The 18756-nt window shown below is 63.3% G+C and carries 19 protein-coding genes; 9 read left to right on the forward strand and 10 right to left on the reverse strand.

Annotated elements, in window-relative coordinates; genetic code table 11:
- Window positions 1–41: 41 nt before the first annotated feature.
- Both CUC44_RS04240 and CUC44_RS04245 read right to left on the reverse strand, forming a co-directional pair.
- Window positions 42–971: an ABC transporter ATP-binding protein gene (locus tag CUC44_RS04240; RefSeq protein WP_100858737.1), complete on the reverse strand. Its 930-nt coding sequence runs from the start codon at window positions 969–971 to the stop codon at window positions 42–44.
- Complete coding sequence (locus tag CUC44_RS04245; protein WP_100858738.1) at window positions 964–1914, reverse strand: HlyD family secretion protein; 951 nt, start codon at window positions 1912–1914, stop codon at window positions 964–966. Before CUC44_RS04245 ends, CUC44_RS04240 begins: the two co-directional genes overlap by 8 nt.
- A 374-nt stretch (window positions 1915–2288) precedes the next feature.
- On the opposite strand from CUC44_RS04245, the gene CUC44_RS04250 reads away from it, so the two are divergent.
- The 3 genes from CUC44_RS04250 (at window position 2289) to CUC44_RS04260 (ending at window position 6006) form a co-directional block, all read left to right on the forward strand.
- The gene (locus CUC44_RS04250) at window positions 2289–3977 is read left to right on the forward strand and encodes a DUF342 domain-containing protein (RefSeq protein WP_341866436.1); all 1689 of its coding nucleotides are present in this window, start codon (window positions 2289–2291) and stop codon (window positions 3975–3977) included.
- An 85-nt stretch (window positions 3978–4062) separates the two neighbouring features.
- Window positions 4063–4872, forward strand: coding sequence for a sugar-phosphatase (gene yidA / locus CUC44_RS04255; RefSeq protein WP_100858863.1), 810 nt, complete (start codon window positions 4063–4065; stop codon window positions 4870–4872).
- Between the two features lie 369 nt (window positions 4873–5241).
- The gene (locus CUC44_RS04260) at window positions 5242–6006 is read left to right on the forward strand and encodes a gamma-glutamyl-gamma-aminobutyrate hydrolase family protein (RefSeq protein WP_100858739.1); all 765 of its coding nucleotides are present in this window, start codon (window positions 5242–5244) and stop codon (window positions 6004–6006) included.
- On the opposite strand, the gene CUC44_RS04265 is transcribed toward CUC44_RS04260, so the two are convergent.
- Window positions 6003–6416 (reverse strand): hypothetical protein, encoded by a 414-nt coding sequence (locus CUC44_RS04265; protein WP_100858740.1) that lies wholly within the window; start codon window positions 6414–6416, stop codon window positions 6003–6005. The genes CUC44_RS04260 and CUC44_RS04265 overlap by 4 nt on opposite strands.
- 182 nt (window positions 6417–6598) lie before the next feature.
- On the opposite strand from CUC44_RS04265, the gene CUC44_RS04270 reads away from it, so the two are divergent.
- Window positions 6599–6997 carry an STY0301 family protein gene (locus CUC44_RS04270; protein ID WP_100858741.1) on the forward strand — a complete coding sequence of 133 codons (399 nt, stop codon included), beginning with the start codon at window positions 6599–6601 and terminating at the stop codon, window positions 6995–6997.
- A gap of 15 nt (window positions 6998–7012) precedes the next feature.
- On the opposite strand, the gene CUC44_RS04275 is transcribed toward CUC44_RS04270, so the two are convergent.
- The 6 genes from CUC44_RS04275 to lptM all read right to left on the reverse strand — a co-directional run bounded on the left by CUC44_RS04275 (window position 7013) and on the right by lptM (window position 12014).
- Window positions 7013–7723 carry an HAD-IA family hydrolase gene (locus tag CUC44_RS04275; RefSeq protein ID WP_100858742.1) on the reverse strand — a complete coding sequence of 237 codons (711 nt, stop codon included), beginning with the start codon at window positions 7721–7723 and terminating at the stop codon, window positions 7013–7015.
- Window positions 7724–7849: 126 nt separating this feature from the next.
- The gene (gene xerC, locus CUC44_RS04280) at window positions 7850–8830 is read right to left on the reverse strand and encodes a tyrosine recombinase XerC (RefSeq protein WP_100858743.1); all 981 of its coding nucleotides are present in this window, start codon (window positions 8828–8830) and stop codon (window positions 7850–7852) included.
- Complete coding sequence (locus tag CUC44_RS04285; protein WP_167388770.1) at window positions 8823–9503, reverse strand: DUF484 family protein; 681 nt, start codon at window positions 9501–9503, stop codon at window positions 8823–8825. The genes xerC and CUC44_RS04285 overlap by 8 nt, the downstream gene beginning before the upstream one ends.
- A gap of 88 nt (window positions 9504–9591) precedes the next feature.
- Entirely contained in the window at window positions 9592–10422 is an 831-nt protein-coding gene (gene dapF / locus CUC44_RS04290; RefSeq protein ID WP_100858745.1) for a diaminopimelate epimerase, read from the reverse strand.
- Between the two features lie 111 nt (window positions 10423–10533).
- A complete protein-coding gene (gene lysA / locus CUC44_RS04295; protein WP_100858746.1) occupies window positions 10534–11784 on the reverse strand; it encodes a diaminopimelate decarboxylase in 1251 nt (416 codons plus the stop codon).
- A gap of 20 nt (window positions 11785–11804) precedes the next feature.
- A complete protein-coding gene (gene lptM, locus CUC44_RS21225) occupies window positions 11805–12014 on the reverse strand; it encodes an LPS translocon maturation chaperone LptM (protein WP_100858747.1) in 210 nt (69 codons plus the stop codon).
- 73 nt (window positions 12015–12087) lie between these two features.
- Here lptM and cyaY point away from each other — a divergent pair, with 73 nt between their 5' ends.
- Window positions 12088–12402 carry an iron donor protein CyaY gene (gene cyaY, locus CUC44_RS04305; RefSeq protein WP_100858748.1) on the forward strand — a complete coding sequence of 105 codons (315 nt, stop codon included), beginning with the start codon at window positions 12088–12090 and terminating at the stop codon, window positions 12400–12402.
- On the forward strand, window positions 12399–13052 hold the full coding sequence (locus CUC44_RS04310) for an alpha/beta hydrolase (protein ID WP_100858749.1): 654 nt from the start codon (window positions 12399–12401) through the stop codon (window positions 13050–13052). Before cyaY ends, CUC44_RS04310 begins: the two co-directional genes overlap by 4 nt.
- A gap of 72 nt (window positions 13053–13124) precedes the next feature.
- Here CUC44_RS04310 and CUC44_RS04315 read toward each other — a convergent pair whose 3' ends face one another.
- Entirely contained in the window at window positions 13125–15644 is a 2520-nt protein-coding gene (locus CUC44_RS04315; protein WP_100858750.1) for a class I adenylate cyclase, read from the reverse strand.
- A gap of 325 nt (window positions 15645–15969) precedes the next feature.
- Here CUC44_RS04315 and hemC point away from each other — a divergent pair, with 325 nt between their 5' ends.
- Genes hemC through CUC44_RS04330 form a run of 3 tightly spaced genes read left to right on the forward strand, consistent with a single transcriptional unit; the run spans window position 15970 to window position 18750 of the window.
- On the forward strand, window positions 15970–16899 hold the full coding sequence (gene hemC, locus CUC44_RS04320) for a hydroxymethylbilane synthase (protein WP_157812742.1): 930 nt from the start codon (window positions 15970–15972) through the stop codon (window positions 16897–16899).
- A 46-nt stretch (window positions 16900–16945) separates the two neighbouring features.
- Complete coding sequence (locus CUC44_RS04325; protein ID WP_100858752.1) at window positions 16946–17680, forward strand: uroporphyrinogen-III synthase; 735 nt, start codon at window positions 16946–16948, stop codon at window positions 17678–17680.
- Entirely contained in the window at window positions 17677–18750 is a 1074-nt protein-coding gene (locus tag CUC44_RS04330; RefSeq protein WP_100858753.1) for a uroporphyrinogen-III C-methyltransferase, read from the forward strand. Before CUC44_RS04325 ends, CUC44_RS04330 begins: the two co-directional genes overlap by 4 nt.
- Window positions 18751–18756 lie beyond the last annotated feature (6 nt).

The following is an 18756-nucleotide window of genomic DNA, read 5'->3' on the forward strand; positions in this document are numbered from 1 at the left end:
GAAGCGCAACTCACCCATCTGCAATGAGAGCAGAACCCTGTTCATGCCCTACGCTCCTGACCGGTGCAGCTGACAAACACATCTTCCAGGCTGGGTCTGACCGGGGCCAGGCTGGCGCCCGCCAGGGCCGGGCAGGCCTGCTGCAACCAGGGCACGGGATCCGCCAACTCCTTGTCCACCAGCACTCGCAGCCGCTGACCGAGCTGGGCGGCGGAGCGCACCGGCGCCAGTTGCAACAGCTGCTGCTTGAGCAGCCGCAGATCATTGGCCTGCACCTCCACCACCCGGGTGCTCATCCCCTCCATCAGCGCCTGGGGGGAGCCCTGGGCGCGCACCTTGCCCGCCTCCATGATGGCGAGGCCGTGGCAGCGCTCCGCCTCGTCCATGTAGTGGGTGGTGACCAAGATGGTGGTGCCCCCTTCGCTCAAGTCGAACAGCTTCTCCCAAAAATCGCGCCGGTTCTGCGGATCCACTGCCGAGGTGGGTTCGTCCAGCAGCAGTAGATTGGGCTTGTGGATCACAGCCGCCGCCAGGGCCAGCCGCTGCTTCTGGCCGCCGCTCATGGCCCCGGCCCGGCGCCGCGCCAGCGGGGTCAGCTCATAGGTCGCCAACAGCTCGTGCAGCCGGGCACTCAGGGCCTGGCTGCCCATGCCGTGGATCCGCCCCATGAACTCCAGGTTCTCCCAGGCGGTCAGCTCGTCGTAGAGGGAGAATTTCTGGGTCATGTAGCCGATGCGTCGACGCAGCGCCTCGGCCTGTTTCGGGATAGCGAGCCCCAGCACCTCTATCTCGCCGGCGCTCGGGGTGAGCAGGCCGGTCAGCATGCGCAAGGTGGTGGACTTGCCACAGCCATTGGGGCCGAGAAAGCCCTGGATCTGCCCCTTGGGCACCTCCAGCTCCAGCCCGTCCACGGCGAGGAAGTCACCGAAGCGGCGGCTCACCCCCTGGGCCCTGATCGCCAGTTCACTCATGGGCCGGCTCCGCCTGCAGCGGCAGGCCGCTCGGCAGCTCGCTGGCATCCGGCAGATCGATCTCCGCCAGGTAGACCAGTCGGGCCCTGTCCTGTTCATTGAGGGCGTAATAGGGGGTGAAGGCCGACTCCTTGGAGATCCAGCGCAGGCGGCCATTGAACGGATCGCTCACCCCGTCGACGCTCACCGCTATGGTGTCGCCGACCCGGTAGCCCGCCAGCGCCGTCTCGGGCACATAGACACGGGCATAGGGGGCGCCGTTCGCCTGCAGAATTGCCAGCACACCACCGACCGGGACCCGCTCGCCGAGGTTGTAGGGCAGGCTATCGAGGCGACCGGCGCGAGTGGCAATGATGGTGAGATCCGCCAATTCACGCTCTGCCAGCGCTACATCTGCGCTGGCAGATGCGAGTTTGGCAGTGGCTTCATCTATGTCTTCGGTCCGCACACCCCGGGTCAGCTTGTCGAGCTGCTGGCGGGCACCGTCCCGCTCGGCCAGGGCGCCATCCCGGGCGGCGCGCGCCTTGTCGAGCTCGGAGGGGCTCTGCAGTTTCTGCCTCACCAGTTGCTCGGTGCGCTGGAAGCTGCGCTCCGCCTCCCTGAGGTTGGCCTGGGCCTTGTCCAGACTGGCGCGGGCGGCGGCTATGTCTTCCGGCCGCTCCCCATTGGTCATCCGAGCCAGAGCGGCTCTGGCACTCGCCTCCTCGGCGCGGGCCCGGGCCAGCACCGCCTGCTGGCGGCTGTCATCGAGCCGGGCCAGCACAGTGCCTACCTCGACCTGGCTCCCCTCCGCCACCGGCAAGGCCCGCACTATCTCGTTGGCGGTCGCAGTCAGTTGCACCCGATCTCGCTCCAGGGTGCCGAGGGCCGATCCCCGACTATCGGGCTGACAGCCGCCGAGCAGGCCAAGCAGGACGGTGGACAGCAGGCAAACACGCAGCATGGGATTTCCTCTCGTATACCCGGATCCCAAGCTGCGGCGCCAGCACGCAGCATGGGAACTCCTCTCGCAGACCTGATCCCAAGCTGCGGCGCTAGCACGCAGCATGGGAATTCCTCTCGCAGACCCTGATCCCAAGCTGCGGCGCCAGCACGCCGAGATGGGACACAATTGATATAGCTGTCGCCAGCATACCCAGTGTCAGCTTATTTTTCCTCAAGCCAGCTCACTCATTTGCACCGAGCTCGTTGACCTAAAAAGAAAAATATCAGAATACTGCGGTTTCAGGCCGCCACGGCGGCATCGGCTCTTGGCAAGGATCCCGCCCCACTATTTTGCAGGGGCAAGCCGGATCGGGACAACGAAGGAGGATCCCGGTGTTAAGCAAAGCCTGGTTTCAGCTGTCGACGGACATGACCTATGTCTGCCTGCGCATCACCCCCGGCCTCACCACTCCCGTCACCGAGGCCGATGTCCGGGCCCTGCTGCTCGCCTCCAACTGCCGCCGCTACCAACCGCTGACCGAGGGGATGCGCCAGGCCGTCACCCTGCTCAACGGCCTGCTGGCCCAGCCGGATGCCCCCTCCCACGCCCCCGTCCCCATCGCCCAGCGCCAGGATGCCCGCCTGCTGATCCTGGTGGACGCCGACAAGATGAGCGCCTGCGCCCAGATCACCGCGGACTGGGGTGGCAAGCCCCTGACCCTGGAGTTGTTGCAGCAGGCCGTGGCGGCCAGCGAGATCAAGCAGGGGGTGAGCGAGACCAGGCTCGCCGCCGCCATTCAGGCCGCAGGCGCTGCGGCCCCCGGCGCCCAGCTCAGGCCCGTCATCGCCCTTGGCAAAGCGGCCGAGCACGGGCTGGATACCCGTTTCGAGCGGCTGGTGGACACGGCGGCCGAGCGTATCCTCAAACCCCAGGAGCTGGATCACGGCAAGGTCGACATGCGCGACCTCGGCACCCTGCTCACCGTCAAGGCGGGGGCCCAGCTGATGCGCCGCCACCCGGCCACCCAGGGCATAAACGGCTTCACCGTGACCGGCCAGCCCTTGCCCGCCAAGGCCGGCAAGGAGAGCGCCATGACGGCGGGAGAAGGGGCCTGTTTCTCCCCCGAGGATCCGGATCTGCTGCTGGCGACCCGCCCTGGCCTGCCCTGCCAGGAGCGAGCCGGCATGAAGGTCGACGAGGTGCTGAGCGTCAAGCAGGTGGATATCCGCCACGGTCACGTGGAGTTTGAAGGCTCCTTGCTGGTCAATGGGGACGTCATGCCCGGCATGCGGGTCAAGACCAGCGGCGACGTGGTGATCGGCGGCTTCGTCGAGGGGGGCTATATCGAATCGGGCGGCACCATCACGGTGCGCAACGGCATCATAGGCCGCAAGCCGGAGCAGGGGGAATACCAGTGCCACCTGAGCGCTGGGGGCGAGATCCACGCCAGCTATGCCCAGTACGCCAGGTTGGAGGCCGATGGCGACATCCATATCCAGAGCCAGCTCAGCCACTGCTACAGCCGCAGCGGCCAGGATCTGAAGGTGGGCGACAGCGCCATGCGCAAGGGTCACCTGATAGGGGGCGTCAACATCGCCAACCGGCTGATCATGGCCCCAGTGCTCGGTGCCTCGGCGGCGAACCGCACCCGGCTGCAGATCCTCGGCGGCTACTTCAGCCAGAAAGAGCAGGAGCAGGCCCTGCGCCAGCGCAAGCAGGCCTGTAGGGAGCAGCTCGACAAGTTGCAGGATCTCATACTGCGACTATTGCAACTGCCCCACGACAAGCGCAATCCCGAGACCCTGCAGAAGATCAAAGCGATCCGCCTCCATCAACTCGATGAGAGCAAGTCCCTCGATGAGCAGCTGGCGGCGGCCCAGGCCGAGCTGCAGGTGCTGATGGCCAACATGGACATCATAGCCACCCAGCGCCTCTTCCCCGGTGTCGAGGTGGAGATGGCCCACTACCACAACCGGGTCGACATAGAGCACGGCCCCATCCATTTTGCCATCCGGGACGAGCAGCTGCAGCTGACCCCTTATCAGGCCCACGGCCAGGCGAAGGGCCAGGGCGCGCACTGACGCGTGATCCCGGCGGCGATTTTCGCTACACTCGGCCTCCCCTTGGCCCCATAGGGCGGGCCAGCCAGAGTCAGGTAGTGAGATGATGTACAAGCTGATTGCATTGGATATGGATGGCACCCTGTTAACCCCGCAAGGCCAGATCACCCCGCGCACCCACGCCGCCATCGCGGCCGCCCGCGCCAAGGGCGTGACCGTGGTGCTGACCTCGGGTCGACCGCTGGAGGGCATGACCTCCTACCTGGCCGAACTCGGTCTCACCGGCCCGGATGATTACGTCATCTGCTACAACGGTGCCCTGGTGCAGCGCGTGGCGGATCAACACATCATCCGCAGCCAGCTGCTGACCGGCCGTGATGCCAGCGCCATCGCCCACCTCGCCGATGAGTTGGGGGTGAACGTGCACGGTTTCTCCGTGCGCCAGGGCCTGATCAGCCCCAAGGTCAGCCGCTATACCGAGCACGAATCCGAGCTGGTGGACATGCCCATCAACCTGGTGGACTTCGCCACCCTGCCCGCCGACGAGCGCATTATGAAGGTGATGATGATCGATGAGGAGCCTTTGCTCTCCCGCGCCATCGCCCAGCTGCCCGCCGAGCCCTATGAGCGCTATACAGTGGTGCGCAGCTCCCCCTACTTCCTCGAATTCATGAACAAGCTGAGCAACAAGGGCACCGGCGTCGCCGCCCTGGCCGAGCACCTGGGCATCACAGCAGATGAGGTGATCGCCGTGGGGGATGCGGGCAACGATCGCCACATGATCGAATACGCCGGACTCGGGGTCGCCATGGGCAATGCCACCGACGAGATCAAGCAGCTGGCGCAGCACACCACCAGCCGCAACGACGACGAAGGTGTCGCCAAAGTGATCGAGCAGTTTGTCCTGAATGCCTGATCCCCGCCGGGGCACCCCAGGGTGCCCCGCATGTTTCACCACAGAATCTGCATGTTTAATATATCCACCACGATTTCCTGCCCAATCTGCCCCTATCCCCTCTCAGGCCCCTGATACTGGGACTCAAGATAGCTCAATCGCCATCAAAATTAACATAAACGCATCATTTCGTTTGACATATTGAACGGCCTTGGCAGACTGGGATCAGGATCCAGGCTGTCACTGCCCCGGCTGACCGACGATTCTGGCACTGCGGCGCGACCCGGATCCCATGACCATGCCTTGAGGCATGCCCTTGCTGCCAAGCCGCGGCAAGGGCCTTCCCAAGGCGCAGGATGAGACACCAGCCAAGGATAGCCAAGGTGACCTATGCCAAGTACCCATACCAAACCCGTCGTGTTGATGACCATGGGGGCCCAGCCCCGTAACGGCCATCCCTACCAGGTAATGACCCACAAATACATCACCCCCCTGGTGGAGATCAGCGGCTGCGTGCCCCTGCTGGTGCCGACCTGCTGCGGCGCCGAGGATCTGGAGCAATATCTGGATCTGGCGGACGGCGTATACCTGAGCGGCGCCGGATCCAACATAGATCCCGCCCTCTACGGCCAGGAGAACCTGACCCCGGAGAAGACCCAGGACAGGGACAGGGACTTGTTCGATATCCCCCTCGTGCGCGCCGCCATCGACAGGGGCTTGCCACTGCTCGGCATCTGCCGCGGCATGCAGGAGATCAACGTGGCCCTCGGCGGCGACATTCATCAGAAGGTCTACAGCGAGCCCGGTTATGCGGATCACAGGGAGGATTCGGAGGATTCGGTGGAGGATCAGTATGGCCACAGCCATCAGGTCAGCCTGGTGCCCGGCAGCTGGTTTGCCGAGCTGATGGGGGAGGATCAGATCCCGGTCAACTCACTGCACGGTCAGGGGATCAAGACGCTGGCCAAGGGGCTGGCACCGCTGGCCTATGCAGAAGACGGCCTGATCGAAGCCATTCATGCCCCCGAGCTGCCCCAGTTCACCCTGGCGGTGCAGTGGCATCCGGAATGGAAGGCGAGCGAGAACCCCCACTCCATCAAGCTGTTCGAGGCCTTCGGCGCCGCCTGTCGCGAGCGCCGCCTGCAGGCAGGCTAGTCGCCCAAGCCCTTGCCCTTCAGCTTGGGCAGCGCCCCGCGTTCGGGGCGCAGGGTCCGGCAGACATCCATCCCCTTGAGGCCCCGCTGGACGTGATCCGGGGTCTCGCCAAACACCATGCCGTTGCCGCGATACAGCTTGCCATCCTCCAGCGCGAACAGCTCGCCGCCGATCAGCAGCTGCTTGCGATCATGGACCACCTTGCCCCGCTTCAGGGGCAGGCTCATGTCCACCAGGATCTCGCCGGTGGCACAGCCCTCACGCCAGCGAGCCTCATCCGAGAAGGGAGAGATGGTGATCTCGCGCCAGGATCCGTCCCGAAACTCCATCCGGTAGCTGTCGCTCAGCAGATCGCAGCCCGTAAGGGCAATGGGGATAATCAACCAGATGATTTTCTTCAATAAACGCAAACCTTGCACTCCCTCGTCAGCCCGTGCCAAGGATAAAGAAAATCCCCTTTTATCGCATCTATTTACCCGATTTCTGGTGATGCGAACGAGGGTCGTGCAAACGTGGGTCGTGCAAGAGGGGATGGCGAGAGTCGCCGCCGATGCGCTAGCATGGTGGCCCTCTCCTTTTTTGAGACAACATCATGCTACTGATGGCCATGGCCCTCGGCGCCAGCCTGCAATTTGACTGCCCACCCCAAATTGAGAGCCAGCAGCAACTGCTAAGCACGCCCTCGGGTTGGCAGGGGATGAGTCGGGACATGAGTGGCCAACCGAGCGAGCGCCTGAGCCATCGACTCGACAACCTCTCCCTGTTCGACGGGGACCCCGCCGAGCAGGCGCAGCTCAAACCGGACAACGGCGACAGCCGCGAGACCCACTACTGGAGCCTGGACAAGAGCAATACGCGCCCCTTCTACCTGGTCTGTCACTATCAAGACAGTGCCATCAGGCTGCAGCAGGCGTTGCCTTCAGGCATCAGCTATTGCCGAGTCAATCAAACCAGCCCACATGAGTTGATCGGACTGATCTGCCGTAAATAACCCGGCAGCAGCCCCTCAGAGCAGCAGCTCGGCCAGCTCGCTCAAGTGACTCAGCTCCACATCCGGCAGCTGTTGCAAGGATGACCAGGGCGCTGCGTGCTCGTTGAGCCAGGCAGCCCGAAAGCCGTGCAGACGGGCCCCCAGCACATCTGTCTCGGGGTGATCCCCCACGTGCAGTATGCGGTCTGGGGGCAGCTTGAGGGCGGCCTGCGCCTGCAGGAACATGTCCGGCGCCGGTTTCATCCTGGCCCCCATCCCGGCCTTGCAGACCAGGGTGAAATAGTCGCTCAAGCCGGCCTGGGCCAGATCCAGATTGCCGTTGGTGATCACCACCAGCGGGTAACGCTCGGCGAGGCGCGCCAGCAGGGCGTGGGTCGCCCCACTCACCTCTATTTTTGAGCGCTCGGCGAGGAAGGCGGCAAACACCCGCTCGGCCTCCTGCTCGGCCTGCGTCGTCGCCATCCCTCCCTGCACCAGGGCCTCGCGGATGCCATGCTGGCGCGCCAGGCTGACGTCGTGACGCAGTTCGGGATGGGCAAGCAAGAGATCGCGCTTGAGGGCGAGCCAGCGCGGCTTGTCCAGCATGGCGGTGGCCAGGTATTCGCTGCGCAGATGGCTCAGCATCCACTGCTCGGCACGCGCAATGGCGTGACCGTTGTCATAGAGGGTGTCGTCGAGATCGAACGAGATGGCGGCCACCGGCTGCCAACGGCGATAAAACTGCATGGGTTCTCCTCTGACGGGACGGCATGCCTGCCCCTTATTCGTTGTCCTCTGACCCCGGCTCCCGCTTGGCCCTCACGAGTTGGACGCTATCATTCCCTCGGAATAGCAGGTCAACGCGATACCAGGTCACTCATCATCCGGGGTCGAAGCATCCCGCTTGGCCCTGGGATGAGCACTGTCATACACCTTGGCGAGGTGCTGGAAATCGAGGTGGGTGTAGATCTGGGTGGTGGAGAGATCCGCATGGCCCAGCAGTTCCTGCACCGCCCTCAGATCGCCAGAACTCTCCAGCATGTGGGTGGCGAAGCTGTGGCGCAACTTGTGGGGATGCACATGGGCGTTGAGCGCCTGCTTGTTGCCCCAGCCATCGAGCCGCTCCTGCACGGATCGCGCCGACAGCCGCTGCTTGCGCTTGGAGACGAACAGCGCCTGCTCCTCATCCCCCGCCAGCAGAGGCCTTATCTTGAGCCATTTTTGCAGCCACTCCACCGCCATCCGCCCCATGGGCAACACTCGCTCCCGGGAGCCCTTGCCGGTCACCCTGAGCTGGCGCTCGTCCAGCTTGATGTCCACCAGGTTGAGCCCCACCAGCTCGGCCAGACGCAGGCCGGAGGAGTACATCAGCTCCATGATGGCGCGATCCCGCACCGCCAGCGGATCCTGCTCGTCTGTGATGTTGAGCAGCTGGTACATCTCGTCCACGTCGAGGTTCTTGGGCAACGGCCGCCCCTGCTTGGGGGTGACGATCCCCCTGGCCGGGTTGGCGACCAGCCGCCCCTGGCGCACCTGCCAGTCGCAGAAACTGCGCAGGGCCGAGACCTTGGTAGCGAGGGAGCGGGGAGCGAGCCCCCCCTTGTGCATCCTGGTCACCAGGCTGCGCACCTGGCTCGCCTCCAGCCTGGTCCAGTCGCTCAGGCCGAGGCGTACCAGCTCGGCTGTCATGGCTTCCAGGTGCGCCTGATAGTTGCTGCGGGTATGGGGGCTGAGCTGACGCTCGACCCGCAGGTATTCGATAAAGGCCGCCAGCTCGTCGGCCAGCGCGGCCGGCAGGGGCTCGGCGACAGGGGGCTGCGCCTTGGTGGGGGATCTGGCCGGCGTCTTAGCCACGGACCAGCTCGGGCAGGCGCAGTTGCAGCAGACGGCCGAGCTGACCCAGCAGCAGGGTGTCGTTGTGAGGGGTGAAGTGGCTGGGATCCGAGCTCGCAAACGCCAGCACGCCCAGATCGCCAAGGCGCATCAGGGCAACAGAATTGACCAGAACATCGCTACCAAACAGTGATTGTTTCTCGCTCTGATTGAGTCGGCCGAAATAATAGTCTGTGCCAGGCAGGCGCTGGCCCAGCAGTTGGTCGAGCTGTTTGCCATCCGCCAGGAAACGCAGCTCCGGGCCGCTCAGCTGGAACTTCTTCGGGTTCAGCCAGAGCCGCAGCTCGGTCAGCCGCAGCCGCTGCACGAAGGCCTTGCCCATGGCCACGCTCAGCTCGAACAGGGTCTGGCAACCGTAGATCTCGCCATAGAGGTCCGCATAGACCCTGAAGATCCGCTCGTTCTCGCTGGCGACCCCCATCAGCTCGGTGATCTCCTGCTCCAGCTGCTCGATGCGCTCGCGCTGCCGGTCGAGCTGGCGCTCCACCAGGGAGACGGTCCCCTTGCGCTCATGGGGAATGCGGATCCGGTCCAGCATGGCCCCGTGGCGCTGGAAAAACTCGGGATAACGGGCCAGGTACTCCAGCACTGTGGCTTCGTCCATCAGTGATTCCTGCCGTTTGAGTTCGCTCATAACTTGCTTGGTCCATTCGAAAAAGGGGCGCAAGGCCCCGACAATTGCTTGTGGCAGAGGGGCTTGCCGCCCCCCTTCATGATTCCGTCTACAGCTCTATCTGGCCATCGAACACATGCTCGGCCGGCCCCGTCATGTAAACCGGCTGGCCAGGCCCCTTCCAGGCGATGGTCAGCTTGCCCCCCGGCAGGGTGACGGTGACCCGCTCCTTGAGCTTGCCCTGGCTGATGCCGATCACCACGGCGGCGCAGGCGCCGGTGCCGCAGGCCAGGGTTTCCCCCACCCCGCGCTCGAACACCCGCAACTTGATCTCGGTGGCGTTGACCAGTTCCATGAAGCCGACGTTGACCCGCTCCGGGAAACGCTCGTGGCGCTCCATGATGGGGCCCAGGGTCAGCACGGGCGCATCCGCCACCGAGGGGACCTCAATGACGCAGTGAGGGTTGCCCATGGAGACCACGCCACACATCACAGTATGCTCTTGTGCCCGCAGCAGGTAGGTTTTTTCCGCCTTCTGGGCACGGAATGGCACCTTGCCCGGTTCAAACTGGGGCACCCCCATGTTGACCGTGACCTGATTCTCCCCCTCCAACTGAAGGGTGATGCGGCCGCGGGCCGTGCTGACCGCGATGCGATCCCGGTTCACCAGCCCCTTCAGGCGCACGAAGCGGGCGAAACAGCGCGCACCGTTACCGCACTGCTCCACCTCGCTGCCATCGGCATTGAAGATGCGGTAGTGAAAATCGAGCTCGGGATCATAGGGCGGCTCCACCAGCAGCAGCTGGTCGAAGCCGATGCCGAAATGGCGATCCGCCAGCTTCTTGATGATGTCGTTGCTGAAGAACACCTTCTGGGTGACGCCGTCCACCACCATGAAGTCATTCCCCAGCCCATGCATCTTGGAAAAATCTATCAACATCCTGCGTTCCTGTACCCTTTGGGCAGTAAATGCTCACCACACCGGCGACTGGTCAACTGCTCACGCTCTCGACTCGGCGGAACGTCTGGAAAATTCCGTCACAGCCGGCGCTCAGGGCAGCAGGTGCTCGCCGCGCCAGAGATCGGCTAACTGCTCGCGCTCCCGAATAAGGAACGCCTTGTCGCCGTCCACCAGCACCTCGGCCGCACGGGGACGGGTGTTGTAGTTGGACGCCATGGTGAAGCCGTAGGCACCGGCGGAGCGCACCGCCAGCAGCGAGCCCTCACCTATGGCCAGGGTACGTTCCTTACCGAGGAAGTCGCCGGTCTCACACACCGGGCCCACCACGTCGTACAGCGCCTTTTCGTGGTCGGTGCGGCTGTCCACTTCGATGATGTTCATCCAGGCGCCGTAGAGGGAGGGGCGCAGCAGATCGTTCATGCCGGCGTCGATCAGCGCGAAGTTACGGGTCTCGCCGGGCTTGAGGAACTCGACCCGGGTCAGCAGCACGCCCGCGTTGGCGACGATGGCCCGGCCCGGCTCGAACAGCAGGGTCAGCTTGCGACCCACCAGCTTCTGCTTGAGGGCCTCGGCATATTCGGTGGGGTGCGGCGGCTGCTCGGCACCGTAGTTGACCCCAAGGCCACCGCCCACGTCCAGGTGATGGATATGGATGCCTTCGGCGGCCAGCTCGTCGATGAGCCGCAGCAGCTTGTCCGCCGCTTCCATAAAGGGATTCAATTCAGTGAGTTGAGAGCCGATGTGGCAATCCACCCCCTTGATCTCGATATGGGCCATGGCCGCCGCCTTGCGGTAGATGGCGGGGGCCTGCTCGATGGGGATGCCGAACTTGTTCTGCTTGAGACCGGTGGAGATGTAGGGGTGAGTGCCCGCGTCTATGTCCGGGTTGACCCGCACCGACACTCGAGCCACCTTGCCCATGCCGCCGGCCACCCGGTTCAGGCGCTCCAGCTCGGCTTCGGACTCCAGGTTGAAACAGAGGATCTCTTTTTCCAGGGCGAGGCGCATCTCGGCCTCGCTCTTGGCCACCCCGGAGAAGACCACCTTGGCCGGATCACCGCCAGCCGCCAGTACCCTGGACAACTCCCCGCCGGAGACGATGTCAAACCCGGACCCCAGACGGGCCAGCAGGTTCAGCAGCGCCAGGTTGGAGTTGGCCTTGACCGCATAGCAGATCAGATGGGGGATATCGCCGGCCGCCTGATCGAAGGCGTGCCAGTGACGCTCCAGGGTGGCGCGGGAGTAGACATAGAGCGGGGTGCCGTATTGTTCGGCAAGCTGCTGCAGGGGAAGCTGCTCGGCCTGAAGCTGGCCGTCGGCGTCGTAGTTAAAGTGATCCAAGGGGGCGGTTCCTTCCTAATTTATTGCGGCGCGGTCTCAGAGGCCGGTTTGGCGGTCGCAGGCGAGGTGGCTTGCGGTGTACTCTCTGTCTTGGACGGAGCAGGCTTTGGCTGCTCGGCGGGAGCGGGTTGCTCGGGCGGCGGCATGTAAAGCGGCCCCGTCAGACCACAGGCGCCCAACCCAAGGGACAGAAATGCGGCCAACAGGCACTTGGTGAACTGGGTAGTCATAATGGTTCGCTGCGAAAAAATTTTTGGCCCTCTATAATCGCACTCACATTGTTAAAAGCAACAGGATAAACCGATGAAGGATCACGAGTATCACGCCCTGACCGACGCCTTTTTCCAGTATGTGGAGGACGTCATCGACGAGGGGTATCCGGATATCGACTGTGAACGGGCCGGCGGTGTGCTGACCTTGAGTTTCGAGAACAAGACCAAGGTCATCATCAACAAGCAGGAACCCCTGCACCAGGTCTGGGTCGCCACCCGGGAGAACGGCTTCCACTTCGAGCTGCGCGGTGAAAGCTGGATAGACAACCGCTTCGGCGAGGAGCTCAAGGCCCTGCTGACCCGGGCCTGTACCACCCAGGCCGGCGAGCCAGTGGTCTTCCCATGATAGACCTGCACCCCGACGGCGCCCGCCATGCGGTGATCTGGCTGCACGGACTGGGGGATTCAGGCGCGGGCCTGGCACCCCTGGTGGACGCGCTCGACCTGCCCACCTCCCTGCCGGTGCGCCACCTGCTGCCGGACGCCCCCGAGCGGCCCATCACCATCAACATGGGCCACAAGATGCGCGGCTGGTACGACATCCGCAGCTTCGAGCAGCCGGAAGATCGCGCCGTGGAGTCCCATGTGCGGGAATCTGCCGCCAGCATCCAGGGCCTGCTGGAGCGACTGATCGCCGAGGGCTTCGCCCCCGAGCGCATCGTGCTGGCGGGCTTCTCCCAGGGGGGCGTCATCGCCTCCTTCACCGCCCTGCGCTGCCCCCAGACCCTGGCGGGCCTGCTCTGCATGTCCACCTATCTGGCGGCGCCGGACGCCCTGCTCGGCGAGATGAGCGAGGCTGCCCGCAGCCTGCCCATCTGCTACATGCACGGCATCTATGACGACGTGGTGGCGCTCTCCATGGGTTGGGAGGCGAAGAACCGGCTGGAAGCGGCCGGGCTCGCGCTTGAGTGGCACGAGTACCCCATGCGTCACGAGATCTGCCGGCCCCAGCTGGCCGACATCCGCGCCTGGCTGCTGGCCCGACTCGGCGCCTGACCAGCCTGGACAAGACAACGGCCTGCATCTGCAGGCCGTTTTTGTTTCTATCGCTCACAATTCAGCGGAATTTTATCCCACCTCGCGCGCATGTCCCGGATTATCCCGCTGCGGACTCTGGCTGCGGTAGGGGATCACCTCTAGTTCATCGCCCATCTGCACGATTTCATAGTACTGGGGCAGGTTGAAGTTGCTGAACTGGCCCGCGTCGCTGAAGCGCTCGTGACCCGAGGTGTAGAAGCGGTTCACCCCCTGCACCAGCTCGTCCTTGTTGCCGGCGAAGTGCTGGTAGATCTCCACCCGGTTCGCCTCGTCCAGGATATAGATGTTGGTGCCCGCATCCCGGGTGTCGAAGAAGAACTGCACCAGCCCCTCGCTCGCGTAGGCGTCGACGATGCCGGGCAGGTGCTGGCTGTGGGTCTTGTCCAGACGCAGCGGCAGGTGATCCAGCTTGTTGTGGGAGATGTGGCGGTAGAAGTCGATGGCGTTTTCCAGCTTCTTAACCGAGACACCGCGCCGCTCGAAGAAGATGCCGTACTTCTCCTTGCCGAGCGCCAGCGTCTTGACCAGCTGCTGCTTGTCACGGGCGAGGCGCAGCTCTATGCACTCGGCCACCAACTGCTGGAAGCGGGATCGCACCAGGGAGCGGAAGTGCTGGCTGTAACAGAACACCTCTATCATCTCGGGAGCCGCGGCATCCTGGTGCATCTTGCCGAGTATGGTGGTGAGGGCATCCACCACCGCCTCTTCCCCCTGGAAGTGCAAGGTACGGATCTCGCTCCAGGAGTTGCGATAGACCAGATCCACAGAGCCCACCAGGCACTCCTGATTGCGGCCGAACGAGAAGACGTCGGCGGCGTTGGCATCGAACTCGATCACCTGCCCCACCCAGTGGCTGGACGGATCCGTCTCCAGATTGAGGAAGATGGAGAGCTGACGGATCTCGCAGGGGCGACTCAGGGCCAGGTTGGTGGCGCGCGGATACTTGACCGGGAAGGTGCCGGACAGATCGCGACAGAACTGGTGCAGGTTGTCGATGTGCAGATCCGAGCCCTGATTGAACAGGTGCACCCGGGACTGGGGCGTCATCAGGCCATTGAAGTAGGCCCAGGAGATCAGCTTGCTGATGTAGCCGTTATATTCGAGCGGTGCCCGGCCTATGATGTCCACCGGTTCGAGCGAGTGCTTGTAGAGATACCAGCCAGCGCGGTTCAGGCGACCGTGGGGCACCTGCACGAAGCTGAGATCCGGCTCGCTCAAGTCAGGCGCTATCTTGAGGTTGATGCGCTGTACCTTGCCCGGCAGGCTCTCGAACGCAGCGTAGAGCTTGCGCGACAAGATGCCGATGTCTTCCGGGTTGATGGACTCGCTGATGTTGTTGCGCCGTGCGAACTGGATGAGGTTGCGGTAGCTCTGCATCAGGGCTTCCAGCAACTCGGCATAGGCTACCTTGACGTCCTCGACCTTCCACTCCTGGCGATGATCCAGGTGATGCAGCCGCTCCGGGCTCCAGCCCCAGTAGGAGACCAGCTGGGCCATCTGCTCCCGGCGCCAGCTCGGGCTGTGCTCTTCCTTCGGATGGCTCAGGCCGTCACACACCTTGAGGTAGAAACAGCGGCGCACCAGATCGAGACGCTGCATGTCACCGATGGACTTGAGGTAGTTGGTCACCTTGTCCAGCATCAGGCAGTAGTTGTCGAGCCGGTAGTGCATCCCCTCGTTGTGCTGGAACCAGTCGCGACTGGTCACCGACAGCAGGCGGGTGTTGGGATACTCGTGGGAATAGGCTTCCATCAGGAGCGACTTGAGCACCGCCTTGTAGGGGGAGTCGATGCCCTTGTAGAGCTGCCAGAGGGCGGAGCCGAAGTACTCCTCGGCCGGAATGCGGTTGAAGCCGCCCAGATCGAGCCAGTCGTCCTGACTCAGCTTGCCATGGGCAAACAGGCCACTCACATACTCGTCGTAGTGATCGTCATATTCCGCAGGCACCAGATACCAGAGCAGGCGTTTGCCGGCGATGTGCATGGCGCTGCGGTAGAACTCATCGAGCAGCAGCAGGTGCTGGGCGCTGCCGCAGCTCTCTCCCTGCATCTGGGCATCGTTGCGCTGGCGGAACTTGTCCTCGGGGATCAGGAAGAAGTTGAGATCGACCCCGCGCTGTTCGGCCCATTTGGAGAGCAGTTGGCACTTCTGATCCAGCAGGGCGAGCCGCTCCTGCGACAAACCCGCCACGTGGCAGACCCAGATGTCGAGATCCGAGTGGCAGCACTGGCCGATGGAGGAGGTGCTGCCCATGGAGTAGAGGCCCTGGATCGCCTTGTCATGGGTGTTGAGCCCCCCCTGACAGTTGGCGCTCTGACACAAATCCTGGATGAAGACCTGCTGGGCATCGCTTGCGACAAAACTCCAGATACCATGAGGCACATCCCCCGCCACATAACCGGGCAAGAGAGGATGATTGAAGTGCAGCATGACGGGCAGCAGCTGGAAGACCTGCTGCCCATAGCGACTCATGAGATCCAGCGCCCGCTGCGTCTTGAGACGATTAAGCTCGTCGTAGCGCGCCACCAGCGTGTCGAGTTTTACCAGCAATGCCCTACCTATTACGGGGAAGAGAAATGACGCACCAAAACGGGGAGACGTCAAAAAAGTGTGATCATGTTAACAATGCAAACTGCCGTGGTAAACAAGCCCGCACACAATCACCGGATTATTTCTGACGGGTCCCGTAACGGTATCATTGGAAAGCAATAAACATAAATATTTTCATATAGTTAGAATATATTTTTGCCTTAATGAAAATCATTTTCAGCCACCTTTTTTGAACCTGCCCCCGCTTTTGCCGGCTGCGCCATGAAAGCCCCTGCAAAGGGTGGTAAGATCGTTTTCCTTACTAAAGATGAAACAACTGATTGATATGGCAGCCCGAACCCTGAAAATCGCCACTCGCAAGAGCCCACTGGCCCTGTGGCAGGCCAACTTTGTGAAAGATCGGCTGGAGGCCCTCTATCCCGATCTGCTGGTCGAACTGGTGCCCATGAGCACTCAGGGTGACAAGATCCTGGATACACCGCTGGCCAAGGTTGGCGGCAAGGGCCTGTTCGTCAAGGAGCTGGAGACTGCCATGCTGGAGGGGCGTGCCGACATCGCCGTCCACTCCATGAAAGACGTGCCGGTGGATTTCCCTGAGGGGCTCGGCCTGCACACCATCTGCGAGCGGGAAGATCCCCGCGATGCCTTCGTTTCCAACCGTTTCAAGCAGATAGACGAGCTGCCTCAGGGCGCCGTGGTCGGCACCTCCAGCCTGCGCCGCCAGTGTCAGCTGCGCGCCGCCCGCCCGGATCTGGTGATCCGCGACCTGCGTGGCAACGTCAACACCCGTCTCGCCAAGCTGGATGCCGGTGAGTACGACGCCATCATACTCGCCGCCGCCGGTCTGAAACGGCTGGAGATGAGCCACCGCATCACCGCCTTCATCGAGCCGGAGCAGAGTCTGCCCGCCAACGGTCAGGGCGCCGTCGGCATCGAGTGTCGCGTCGACGATCACGAGTTGCACGCCCTGCTGGCACCGCTCGAACACGCCGAAACCCGGATACGGGTGCTGACCGAACGCGCCATGAACCGCGCCCTGCAGGGTGGCTGCCAGGTGCCCATCGGTGCCTATGCCCTGGTGCAAGGGGATGAGGTCTGGTTGCGTGGCCTGGTGGGCAGCCCGGATGGTACCCAGGTGATCCGTGACGAGATCCGCGGCCCCCTGAGCGAGGGTGAAGCCCTCGGTCATGCCCTGGCCCAGCGCCTGCTGGCCGATGGTGCCGACGTTATCCTGGCCGAGGTGTACCGCGCATGAAGGCAGGCCGACTGGCCATCTCGTCCCTGCCGCTGAGGGGGATCTGATGATCCCGCTGGTGGTGCGCCCAGTCAGACAAGCCGACGATCTGGTGCAACTGCTGCGCCAGCAGGGGCACCAGCCTCTGTGCTGCCCGCTGCTGGAAACCCGGGCGGGCAGCGAGCTCTCCCGCCTACCCTCATTGCTGGCGACGGCGGACGTCGTTATCGCCATCAGCATGCATGCAATTAATTTTGCTCATCATTTTCTGTTGCAAACTGGTCAGACCTGGCCACATATTGATTACTTTGCGGTCGGCCAGGCGAGCGCAGATGCCTTCGCCGAGATAGGGATCCAGGCCCAGAGCCCGGACGATCCCCGTAGCGAAGGCCTGCTGTTGCTGCCCGCCCTGCAACAGATGGCGGGCAAGCGGGTGCTGATCCTGCGTGGCAACGGCGGCCGGGATCTCATCGCCCGGACACTGGCCTCACGCGGCGCACTGGTGCACTATTGTGCCACCTACGAGCGCCACTACCCCGAGCTCGACGGAAACGCTTTGACTCACCATTGGCAGGATGCCGGGCTCGACAGCCTGCTCATCACCAGTGGTGAACTGCTGCAGCGGCTGCTGGAACTGGTGCCAAGCCAGCAGCAGCCCTGGCTTTATGACCGCCTGCTGGTGGTGCCCAGCCCCCGGGTGGCCGAACTGGCCGAGGCGGCTGGTTTTACCCGTATCGTGATTGCCCAAGGTGCATCCAACCAGGCTCTGGTGGCCGCCCTGGAACTGAGGAAGATGGAATGACTGAACAACAAGAATCCGAGGTCAAACCCCAGCCGAGCGCTGCGGCCCCTGTGGCCAATAACCCCCAGCCCGCGGACAAGAAGGGCCGCTCCGGCGTCGTCCTCGGCGGTGTCGCCATCCTGCTGGCATTGGGCTTGACCGGCGGACTCTATCTGCACGGACAGCAGAACGCCGCCGCCCAGCAAGCGGAGCTCACGACGCTCAAACAGCAGCTCGCCGAGGCCATGGGCAAGCTGGACCAGAGCAACAGCAAGGATGCCGAGCAGCTCGCCACCCTCGGCAAGAGCCAGCAGCAACTGCAGGACGCGCTGGATGCCCTGCAGCACAAGGTGCTGGACTTGGACGACAAGCGCCCCAACGACTGGATGCTGGCCGAATCCGAATACCTGGTGCGGATGGCGGGTCGCAAGCTGTGGCTCGAGCATGACCTCATCTCTGCCATCACCTTGCTTGGCAACGCCGACGAGCGGATCAAGGCTCTCAACGATCCCAGCCTGATGCCCATTCGCAAGGCGCTGGCGGAAGACATCGCCAAACTCAAGGGGATGCCGCGGGTTGATCGCGAAGGGCTGACCCTGAAGCTGGCCGCCCTGTCCGATCAGATAGAGCTGCTGCCCCTCTCCACCGTCAGCATGCCGGAGGCTAAAGGCGAACAGGATCAGGCGGTCAGTACCAATCCGGACGAGTGGGAAAGCAACCTGAAGAAAAACTGGGTCAAGTTCACCGAGAACTTCATCACCATCCGCCGTCGCGACGGTGCCGTGGAGGCCCTGCTCTCCCCGCAACAGGAGATCTTCCTGCGGGAAAACCTCAAGACCAAGCTGCTGCAGGCCCAGCTCGCCGTCTATCGCGAGCAGCAGGCGCTCTATACCGACAGCCTGGACAAGGCCCAGCGCTGGCTGACCCAGTATTTCGACGTCGACAACAGCGCCACCCACTACATGCAGTCCGAACTCGACAAGCTCAAGGGAGAGCAGATCCAGTTCGACTACCCGGATCAGTTCAAGACCCAGGCCATGCTGGAACAGGTGCTGACCGAGCGCCTGCAACGCATCCTGGCCGGCAGTTGAGGAGGA

Origin of the sequence: Aeromonas lusitana (assembly GCF_002812985.1) — a bacterium.
Taxonomy (GTDB): Bacteria; Pseudomonadota; Gammaproteobacteria; order Enterobacterales; family Aeromonadaceae; genus Aeromonas; species Aeromonas lusitana.

Coding starts and splice junctions, on each gene's coding strand:
- yidA (WP_100858863.1), top strand. CDS start 4,063: ATGTACAAGCTGATTGCATTGGATATGGATGGCACCCTGTTAACCCCG.
- CUC44_RS04330 (WP_100858753.1), top strand. CDS start 17,677: ATGACTGAACAACAAGAATCCGAGGTCAAACCCCAGCCGAGCGCTGCG.
- CUC44_RS04270 (WP_100858741.1), top strand. CDS start 6,599: ATGCTACTGATGGCCATGGCCCTCGGCGCCAGCCTGCAATTTGACTGC.
- hemC (WP_157812742.1), top strand. CDS start 15,970: ATGGCAGCCCGAACCCTGAAAATCGCCACTCGCAAGAGCCCACTGGCC.
- CUC44_RS04260 (WP_100858739.1), top strand. CDS start 5,242: ATGCCAAGTACCCATACCAAACCCGTCGTGTTGATGACCATGGGGGCC.
- CUC44_RS04245 (WP_100858738.1), bottom strand. CDS start 1,914: ATGCTGCGTGTTTGCCTGCTGTCCACCGTCCTGCTTGGCCTGCTCGGC.
- CUC44_RS04240 (WP_100858737.1), bottom strand. CDS start 971: ATGAGTGAACTGGCGATCAGGGCCCAGGGGGTGAGCCGCCGCTTCGGT.
- CUC44_RS04285 (WP_167388770.1), bottom strand. CDS start 9,503: ATGAGCGAACTCAAACGGCAGGAATCACTGATGGACGAAGCCACAGTG.
- lptM (WP_100858747.1), bottom strand. CDS start 12,014: ATGACTACCCAGTTCACCAAGTGCCTGTTGGCCGCATTTCTGTCCCTT.
- dapF (WP_100858745.1), bottom strand. CDS start 10,422: ATGTTGATAGATTTTTCCAAGATGCATGGGCTGGGGAATGACTTCATG.
- CUC44_RS04275 (WP_100858742.1), bottom strand. CDS start 7,723: ATGCAGTTTTATCGCCGTTGGCAGCCGGTGGCCGCCATCTCGTTCGAT.
- CUC44_RS04310 (WP_100858749.1), top strand. CDS start 12,399: ATGATAGACCTGCACCCCGACGGCGCCCGCCATGCGGTGATCTGGCTG.
- CUC44_RS04325 (WP_100858752.1), top strand. CDS start 16,946: ATGATCCCGCTGGTGGTGCGCCCAGTCAGACAAGCCGACGATCTGGTG.
- cyaY (WP_100858748.1), top strand. CDS start 12,088: ATGAAGGATCACGAGTATCACGCCCTGACCGACGCCTTTTTCCAGTAT.